Origin of the sequence: Actinomadura logoneensis, from assembly GCF_003428695.1 — a bacterium.
GTDB lineage: Bacteria > Actinomycetota > Actinomycetes > Streptosporangiales > Streptosporangiaceae > Spirillospora > Spirillospora logoneensis.
Window position 1 is genome coordinate 1 of record NZ_QURH01000965.1, and the last position, 8,616, is coordinate 8,616.

The window sequence follows — 8,616 nt, forward strand, 5'->3', positions numbered from 1 at the left end:
CCCGGACGCGCTCCGGGCCACGGCGGGCGCACGTCTGCGGGCGGCCCCGCGCCGGGGCCGCCCGCGGCACACCCGCACGCGACTCACGGAAGGACTCCGCGTTCCGATGCGCACCATCGACGACCTGGACGTGACCGGCCGCACGGTGCTGGTCCGCACTGACCTGAACGTGCCGCTCGACGGCGGCGAGATCACCGACGACGGCCGGATCCGGGCCAGCGTGCCCACGATCAGGGCCCTGGCCGAGCGCGGCGCGAAGGTGGTCGTCTGCGCCCACCTCGGCCGTCCCAAGGGCGAGGTCAAGCCCGAGTTCTCGCTCGCGCCCGTCGCGAAGAGGCTCGGCGAGCTGCTCGGCCGGGACGTGGCGTTCGCGGCCGACGTCGTGGGCGACTCCGCCCGGGCCGCCGTCGCGGGCCTCGCCGAGGGCGGCGTCGCCCTCCTGGAGAACCTGCGCTTCGAGCCCGGCGAGACCAGCAAGGACGACGCCGAGCGCGGCGCGTTCGCCGACCGGCTGGCCGCCCTCGCCGAGCTCTATGTGGGCGACGGCTTCGGCGCCGTACACCGCAGGCACGCGAGCGTCTACGACGTGCCGCAGCGGCTGCCGCACGCCGCCGGCCACCTGATCGCGGCCGAGCTGGACGTGCTGCGCAAGCTCACCGAGGACGTCGCCCGCCCCTACGCGGTCGTCCTCGGCGGCTCCAAGGTCTCCGACAAGCTCGGCGTGATCGACAACCTGCTCGGCAAGGCCGACCGCATCCTGGTCGGCGGCGGCATGGTGTTCACCTTCCTCAAGGCCCAGGGCCACGAGGTCGGCGCCTCCCTGCTGGAGCAGGACCAGCTCGACACCGTCCGCGAGTACCTGGCGCGGGCGGAGAAGAACGGTGTGGAGATCGTCCTGCCGACCGACGTGGTCGCCGCGACGGCGTTCGCCGCCGACGCCGACCACGACGTCGTCCCGGCCGACGCGATCCCCGCCGACCGGATGGGCCTGGACATCGGGCCCGAGTCCGGCGCGCTGTTCGCCTCCCGGCTCGCCGGCGCCGGGACCGTCTTCTGGAACGGCCCGATGGGCGTGTTCGAGATGGAGCCGTACTCGCACGGCACCCGCGCCGTCGCGCAGGGCCTGATCGACTCGGGCGCGTTCACGGTGGTCGGCGGCGGCGACTCCGCCGCGGCGGTCCGCCGGCTCGGCTTCGACGAGAAGGCGTTCTCGCACATCTCCACCGGCGGCGGCGCCAGCCTGGAGTACCTGGAAGGCAAGACCCTGCCCGGCCTGAAGGCTCTGGAGGACTGACCGAGATGGCCCCTTCCGCGAAGGCCCCCGCGCGCAAGCCGCTCATGGCGGGCAACTGGAAGATGAACAACAACCACTTCGAGGCGATCGCGCTCGTCCAGAAGCTCGCGTTCGGGCTGAAGGAGGCGGACTACGCCGCGGTGGACGTCGCCGTCCTGCCGCCGTTCACCGACATCCGCTCGGTGCAGACGCTGGTGGACGCCGACAAGCTGGAGATCACCTACGGCTCGCAGGACATCTCCCAGCACGCCTCCGGCGCCTACACCGGCGAGATCTCCGGGGCGATGCTGGCCAAGCTGGGCTGCACCTACGCGGCCGTCGGCCACTCCGAGCGCCGCCAGTACCACCACGAGGACGACGCGCTGGTCAACGCCAAGGCGCGGGCCGCGCTGGCCAACAAGATCACGCCGATCGTGTGCGTCGGCGAGGGCCTGGAGGTGCGCAAGGCGGGCGAGCACGTCGCGCACTGCCTGCGCCAGGTGACGGGCGCGCTGGAGAAGATCCCGGCCGACCAGGCCGCCGGCCTGGTGATCGCCTACGAGCCGGTCTGGGCGATCGGCACCGGCGAGGTCGCCACGCCGCAGGACGCGCAGGAGGTCGTCGGCGCGATCCGGGGGCTGCTGGGCGAGCTGTACGACGGTGAGACGGCCGACAAGGTGCGGATCCTGTACGGTGGCTCGGTCAAGGGCAACAACATCGCCGGGATCATGGCGCAGCCGGACGTGGACGGCGCCCTGGTCGGAGGTGCCAGTCTGGACGCGGGCGAGTTCGTCAAGATCTGCCGGTACCGGGACCTTCCGGCCTGAGGAACGGCGGTCGGGGACCGGCGACTTGAGATCAATTCGGTCTCGACCCGCCGGTTCTTGCCGAACCAGCGAAGACTTCGTCGTACCCTGCGGGGGAGACGGGTAAACCGCCCGACTAGATCCTCCGTCCAACATCAGTCAGGCCCCGCCTCGGCGGGGCAGGCCAGAGAAGGCGCGCAACTGTGATCATCGCTTCGTCCATCGTGCTCATCATCACGAGTTTGCTGATGGTGGTTCTCGTCCTGATGCACAAGGGCAAGGGTGGGGGACTGTCCGACATGTTCGGTGGCGGCATCTCGTCGTCGCTGGGCGGATCGTCGGTGGTCGAGCGGAACCTGGACCGGCTGACCGTCGGGGTCGGCGTGGTCTGGTTCGCCTCGATCATCGTGCTGGGCCTGCTGTTCAAGCACAGCTGACCCGCGCTCACCGGGGCCGGTCCCGTAGTACCGGCCCCGGGCACCGAGCCGAAGAACACCTAACACCGCCGAGCCGCCGCCCGGCTCCCGGAGCGACCTCGCAGCGGGCGGCGGCGTATCGACCGAGGAGTAAGTCCGTGGGTAGTGGCAACGCGATTCGGGGAAGCCGTGTCGGCGCCGGACCGATGGGGGAGGCCGAGCGCGGGGACGCGGCGCCCCGCGTCTGGGTGACCTTCTACTGCGCCAACCGGCACGAGACCCGCCCGAGCTTCGCGACCGACGTCGCGGTCCCGGACACGTGGGACTGCCCGCGCTGCGGGTTCCCGGCCGGCCAGGACAAGGACAACCCGCCGGCTCCGCCGAAGACCGAGCCCTACAAGACGCACCTGGCGTACGTGAAGGAGCGGCGCAGCGACGCCGACGGTGAGGCCATCCTCGAGGAGGCCCTCAACAAGCTCCGCGAGAAGCGCGCTGCCGTGAAGCGCGCCATGGAGGCCGCGCGCTCCTGACGCGCGTCCCTCCGGCCCGGTACCCGACGCGGGACCGGGCCGTTCCGTTCCCGCGCACGATCTGGGCCCGGCCCCTCCGCGTTCCGACGCCGAGGGGGCCGGGCCTTTCGCGCTCCGCCCCCTGCCCGCGTCGCTCCTCCCTGGCCGCGTCGCCTCTTCGGCCGCTGGTGGGACGCGCCGACCGTGGGCTGCGCCACCGGCCCTCGCGCCTGGCGCCGGTCAGTGGACCAGGGACTGCTGATCGGAGTCCTCGGCGGACGCCGCGGCCGGGCGGTCGGGACGGTCGTCCGACGCCGACGCCGACGCCGACGGTGCCGAAGAGGCGGCCGGGGCGGGGTCGAGGCGGCGGCCGAGGGCATGGCCGAGGCGCTGGCCCGGAAGCTCGATCCAGCGGTGCGCGGCCCAGCTCGCCGCGAGCAGCAGCGCCACGAACGGGACCAGCAGCAGCGGCTGGTCGCCGCGGGGCCGTCCGAACACCGTGTCCAGGCCCATCAGCAGCAGTTCGTGCAGCAGGTAGACCGAGTAGCTGACCACGCCCGTCCACGCCAGCCAGCGCGGGACGTGCCGGTCCCGCAGCGCGAACCCGATCGCGAACACCGCGAACGCGCCGAGGACGGCGAGCGCCCAGGCGCGCTTCTCCCCGAGGTCGGTGTCCCAGTCGGTGTAGCGCCGGACGCGCCAGATCCCCGTCCCGACCGCGCAGGCCACCACCAGCAGGCAGACGCCGACGGCGGTGCGCGGCCGGATCTGGCCGCGTTCGGCGCGGTGGACGACCGTCCCGGTGAACATGACCGCGAGGATCGCCAGGCCCTGCCACGGGTCGACGCGCCCGTTGACCAGGACGAGGGTGAGCGCGAGCGCGCCGCCGAGCAGCGCCCCGCCCCGCGCGACCGCGGTCCGCCGGGCGCAGGCCAGCCCGATCGAGGCGGCCATCAGCACGAACGCGGCGAGCGAGACCCGGCCGTCCCCGAACCGGGCGGTCAGCGCGGCGGCGGGCAGGACGGGCGCCAGGGCGGGCGCGGCGACCGCGAGGAGGGACGCCGCGGCGACCGAGCGCCGGTGCAGGCCGACCGAGAAGAGGGCGACGACCAGCAGGTAGAACGCCATCTCGTAGGAGAGCGTCCAGAGCACGTTGATCGCGCTGGGCACGCCCAGCAGGTCCTGCATCATCGTCAGGTGGGAGAGCGCGATCGTGACCGGGCGGTGGTCGTCCGTCAGCCCGTCCCGCAGCGCGTACACCCCCGTCGCGTGCAGCACGAGGACGACCGCGACGGCGGCGGCCAGCAGCGGGTAGATGCGCAGCACCCGGCCGGTCCAGAACCGCCGCACCGACCCCCGCCGTTCCAGCGACGCGGGCACGATGTACCCGCTGACCAGGAAGAACACCAGCACGCCGAACATCCCGGGGTCGAACCAGGCCAGCAGCGTCCGGCGGAAGTGCGGCAGGTAGTGGTAGGACGCGTGGTGCAGCGCCACGGTGATGGCGGCGACGCCGCGCAGGGCGTCCAGCCAACCCAGCCGGACGGTCGCGTCCGGCCTGCGGAGGGGGAGTTCGGAACGCATCCCAGCGACCCTAGCGGCTTGACCGGCAATACGGCATAAAAAGGATCAAGGGGGCGGCCGGTCGGGCCGCTATGATGACGACCACGCGACTGGCGCAGTCAAGGTGGAGCCGACCACCGGGGAGCGAAGACCGCCGTCCGCACACCGCGCGCCTGGGTGTACGGGACACCTCACCATGCCGGGGTGCCCGACCACCGAGCCTCCGGCCCGACCTTCGCGGAGGCACCGTGCACGAGCCGTCCATCCCCCACCTGCTGGCCGAGGACCCCGAGATCGGCGGCCTGGTGGAGGCCGAGGCCCGCCGCCAGTTCGAGAAGATCCGGCTGATCGCCTCGGAGAACTACGTCTCGCCCGCCGTCCTGGAGGCGACCGGGAGCGTCCTGACCAACAAGTACTCCGAGGGCTACGCGGGCCGCCGGTACTACGAGGGCCAGCAGAACATCGACCCGGTCGAGCTCGCCGCGATCGAGCGGGCCAAGGCGGTGTTCGGGGTCGACCACGCCAACGTCCAGCCGTACTCCGGCTCGCCCGCCAACCTGGCCGTCTACCTGGCGTTCCTGAACCCCGGCGACACCGTGCTCGGGCTGTCGCTGCCGATGGGCGGCCACCTGACGCACGGCTGGTCGGTGTCGGCGACGGGCAGGTGGTTCAACCCCGTCCGGTACGGGGTGCGCGCCGACACCGGCCGCGTGGACATGGACGAGGTCCGCGACCTGGCGCTGCGGGAGCGGCCGAGGCTGATCTGGTGCGGCGGGACGGCGATCCCGCGCACGATCGACTTCCCGGCGTTCGCGGAGATCGCCCGCGAGGTCGGGGCGGTCCTGGTCGCCGACATCGCGCACATCGCGGGGCTCATCGCGGGTGGCGCGCACCCGTCCCCCGTCGGCCACGCCGACGTGATCACCACCACCACGCACAAGACGCTGCGCGGCCCGCGCGGCGCGATGGTGATGTCCACCGAGGAGCACGCCAAGGCGGTCGACAAGGCCGTCTTCCCCGGCCTGCAGGGCGGTCCGCACAACCACACGACCGCCGCGATCGCGGTGGCGCTGCGCGAGGCGGCCCGGCCGGACTTCGCGGCCTACGCCCGCCAGGTCGTGGCGAACGCCCGGGCGCTGGCGGACGCGCTGCTCGCGCGGGGCTACGACCTGATCTCCGGCGGCACCGACAACCACCTGATCCTCATCGACCTGACGAACAAGGGCGTCGCGGGCAAGCCCGCCGCGCAGGCGCTGGACAGGGCCGGGATCGAGCTGAACTACAACGCGGTGCCGTTCGACCCGCGCAAGCCGTTCGACCCGTCCGGGCTGCGGGTCGGCACGGCGGCGGTCACCACGCGGGGGCTGACCGAGAAGCACATGGAGCCGCTCGCCGGGTGGATCGACGAGGTCGTCCAGGCCGCGGCGAAGGGCGACGAGACCGGTCTGGAGCGGATCGCGGCCGAGATCCGGGAGCTGATGGCCGCGCACCCCATGCCCGGCTGGGCCCCCACCCCGTGACCTGACGCCGGACGCCCGCCGGACACAGGGCGGGACACCGTGGCAGCCGCGTCGCCGCCGGAGCACCGGACGCCTCCGGCGGCGACCCGGGCCCGGTCCGGCCGTTCGGACGGCCGGTGTGAAAGATCCGGGCGGGGACTGGACATGTGCAGGTGACCGTTCACCGAGAGGCACACGTTCAGGAGGCCGGATGTCGAGGGACCCGGATGGGTGAGGACGAGTTCGCGGAGGTCTACGCCGCCACCTACAAACCGCTGCTCGGTTACGCCCTGCGCCGGTGCGACTCGCCCGAGGACGCGGCGGACGTGGTCGCGGAGACGTTCGCGATCGCATGGCGTCGCGCGGCGGAGATGCCGGCCGGGGGAGAGGCGCGGCTGTGGCTGTACGGCGTCGCGCGCCGCGTGCTGGCCAACCAGCGGCGCGGAGCGCGCCGCCACGGCCTGAGGACGGCGGCGCTGGTCGCCGAGCTGTCCGTGTCCGCGCCGACGCGGGACGACTCGGCGGTCGCCGAGGTCTTCCGCCGCCTGCCCGACCGTGACCGCGAACTGCTCGCGCTCGTGGCCTGGGAAGGGCTGTCCCATACCGAGATCGCGACGGTGCTCGGCTGCTCCGCGAACGCCGTGAGCGTCCGCCTGCACCGCGCCCGTGGGCGTTTCGCGCGAGCCCTGCGGTCCGCGGGCGTCGTCCGTCCGCAGGTGGCCGTGCAGGCCAGGCCCGTTCTTCAGGAGAGTGATCTGACATGACGTCCCACATCGACGATCTCGTTGCGGGCCTGGCGACGGTGCGCGACAGCGACATCGCGAGCGAACCGGACGGTGCCGGGGGGCGGGCCCTGCTGGCGGCCGTCACAGCCGTCGGGGCGCCGACGCGTCGCCGTCGGCGTGCGCCACGACTTCCCATGCTGCTGGGCGGGGCGGTGGTCGCCTCGGCCGCTGCCGCAGCGGTCGCCGTCCTGATGGCCGACGCCCAGCCGGGCGGTCGGCAGGCGGCGCCGCTGCGCAGTTACGCCAACGCGGCCGTGTCCATCGACGTCAAGGGCGCCGAATACGAGGTGGAGGTCAAGAACGCCTACGCCGACCAGCGGGAGTTCAGCGAGGCGTTCGCCAAGGTCGGCCTCGACGCGAGGTTGCGGATCGTGCCGGTGATGCGGGGGCGGGAACGCAGGGTCGTCTCCATCGGAACGCTGCACGCGCCCAAGGGCGCGAGGCCCGCGGGTGGCGTGTCCGGGACGTCCGGCGCCGTGCTGGAGTGCCCGCCGGGGCAGCGCGCCTGCCCGCTGAGGGTCCGGCTCGGCGGGGCGATGTTCCACCTGCAGGGGGCCGACATCGTCATCGGCAGGAAAGCCGGGCCCGGTGAGGTCTACTTCGACGCGAACCCGGGACCCGGTGATCGCGCCGGAGACCTGCGCCTGGCCGGACGGACCGTCGCGCAGGCCCTCGCCGAACTGCGCCGCCGCGGCCTGACCTCGGCGTTCACGCTCGGGGAGGTCAAGGCCGACGGGTCGACCTCGTCGTGGGTCCCGCCCACGGCCTGGCGTCCCTCCGGCAGGCGCCGCGTCACCGGGGCGTGGATGCGGAGCTCCGACTCGGTCGGGCTGATGGTCGTCCCGCAACCGGGCGACCCCCGGCCCCACCCGGTCGGCTGAGGCGCCGCCGGTCAGGTGCGGCGGAGGACGGTGATCATGCGCCAGGCGTCGGCGTCGGTGAGGGCGACGTCGCCGAAGTCGCCGTACTGCGCGACGGTCTCCAGCGCGCCCGACAGCCGGATGGCGGCGCTCAGCTCGGTCGCCGTCCAGAACCGGTAGGGCACGACGTCGCGGATCACCCGGACCGGGGCGTCCGGCTTGGTGATGGTCATGGTGACGTGGTCGTCGGCGATCTGCGTGACCGGGTCGAGGCGGTCGGTCGGCTCGCCCCACCGGACGGTCGCCTCCACCCTGCCGCCCGGGCCGTCGTGCTCGACGGTCCAGCCGGTGGAGACGCTCGGGGCGTCGGTGAGGCGGTCGCGCGGGTGCGACATCTCCAGGACGTACAGGCCGTCGGCGTTGAGGTGGTCGGCGGTGCGGTCCAGGTGCGCGACGAAGGCGTCCAGGGTCATCAGGTGGGACGTGGAGTCCAGCATCGTCACGACCAGGTCGAACCGGCGGCCGAGCGCGAACGAGGTCATGTCCTCCTGGACGACGTCCAGCTCGAGGCCGCGCTCCTTGGCCTGCTGGTCGGCGTAGGCGCACATCGCCGGATGCAGGTCGAGGGCCGTGGCGGCCAGGCCGCGCCGGGCGAACTCGCGGGCGTGCTCGGCCGGGCCCGCCGCCAGCTCCAGGACGGTCCGGGCGGCGGCGCCGGACGAGCGGTGCCGGACGGTCCACCCGAGCAGCGCGTCCACCTCGGCGGGCACGTCGCGGAACGAGCAGGCCAGCTCGTAGGCCCAGGGGTCGTCGTAGATGCCGGTCACAGGCACCCATCCTGCCAGGCGGCCCCCGCCCGTCCCGCCGCTGGCCCCCGGGTGGCCCCGCCCGCCCGCCGGGCCGCC

Annotated in this window: 9 protein-coding genes and 1 riboswitch; of the genes, 7 read left to right on the forward strand and 2 right to left on the reverse strand. The window is 73.5% G+C overall.

Going from position 1 to position 8,616, the window contains the following annotated elements:
- Nucleotides 1-106: 106 nt before the first annotated feature.
- From DZF91_RS32685 to DZF91_RS32700, 4 genes are all read left to right on the forward strand, one after another.
- On the forward strand, nucleotides 107-1,294 hold the full coding sequence (locus tag DZF91_RS32685) for a phosphoglycerate kinase (RefSeq protein WP_117360912.1): 1,188 nt from the start codon (nucleotides 107-109) through the stop codon (nucleotides 1,292-1,294).
- A gap of 5 nt (nucleotides 1,295-1,299) precedes the next feature.
- A complete protein-coding gene (gene tpiA, locus DZF91_RS32690) occupies nucleotides 1,300-2,100 on the forward strand; it encodes a triose-phosphate isomerase (RefSeq protein ID WP_117360913.1) in 801 nt (266 codons plus the stop codon).
- 182 nt (nucleotides 2,101-2,282) lie between these two features.
- The gene (gene secG / locus DZF91_RS32695) at nucleotides 2,283-2,516 is read left to right on the forward strand and encodes a preprotein translocase subunit SecG (protein ID WP_117360914.1); all 234 of its coding nucleotides are present in this window, start codon (nucleotides 2,283-2,285) and stop codon (nucleotides 2,514-2,516) included.
- A 137-nt stretch (nucleotides 2,517-2,653) separates the two neighbouring features.
- Nucleotides 2,654-3,025, forward strand: a complete 372-nt coding sequence (locus DZF91_RS32700; protein WP_117360915.1) for an RNA polymerase-binding protein RbpA — start codon at nucleotides 2,654-2,656, stop codon at nucleotides 3,023-3,025.
- A gap of 219 nt (nucleotides 3,026-3,244) precedes the next feature.
- On the opposite strand, the gene DZF91_RS32705 is transcribed toward DZF91_RS32700, so the two are convergent.
- Nucleotides 3,245-4,588 carry an acyltransferase family protein gene (locus DZF91_RS32705; protein WP_117360916.1) on the reverse strand — a complete coding sequence of 448 codons (1,344 nt, stop codon included), beginning with the start codon at nucleotides 4,586-4,588 and terminating at the stop codon, nucleotides 3,245-3,247.
- Nucleotides 4,589-4,663: 75 nt separating this feature from the next.
- Nucleotides 4,664-4,753, forward strand: a riboswitch (ZMP/ZTP riboswitch).
- 62 nt (nucleotides 4,754-4,815) lie between these two features.
- On the opposite strand from DZF91_RS32705, the gene DZF91_RS32710 reads away from it, so the two are divergent.
- The 3 genes from DZF91_RS32710 (at nucleotide 4,816) to DZF91_RS32720 (ending at nucleotide 7,732) form a co-directional block, all read left to right on the forward strand.
- The gene (locus DZF91_RS32710) at nucleotides 4,816-6,087 is read left to right on the forward strand and encodes a serine hydroxymethyltransferase (protein WP_235834739.1); all 1,272 of its coding nucleotides are present in this window, start codon (nucleotides 4,816-4,818) and stop codon (nucleotides 6,085-6,087) included.
- 206 nt (nucleotides 6,088-6,293) lie between these two features.
- A complete protein-coding gene (locus DZF91_RS32715) occupies nucleotides 6,294-6,830 on the forward strand; it encodes an RNA polymerase sigma factor (protein WP_117360917.1) in 537 nt (178 codons plus the stop codon).
- Nucleotides 6,827-7,732 (forward strand): hypothetical protein, encoded by a 906-nt coding sequence (locus DZF91_RS32720; protein ID WP_147341500.1) that lies wholly within the window; start codon nucleotides 6,827-6,829, stop codon nucleotides 7,730-7,732. The genes DZF91_RS32715 and DZF91_RS32720 overlap by 4 nt, the downstream gene beginning before the upstream one ends.
- Nucleotides 7,733-7,743: 11 nt before the next feature.
- Here DZF91_RS32720 and DZF91_RS32725 read toward each other — a convergent pair.
- Nucleotides 7,744-8,616, reverse strand: an 873-nt coding sequence (locus tag DZF91_RS32725; protein WP_328589247.1) for a class I SAM-dependent methyltransferase, incomplete at its 5' end; no start/stop codon positions are given.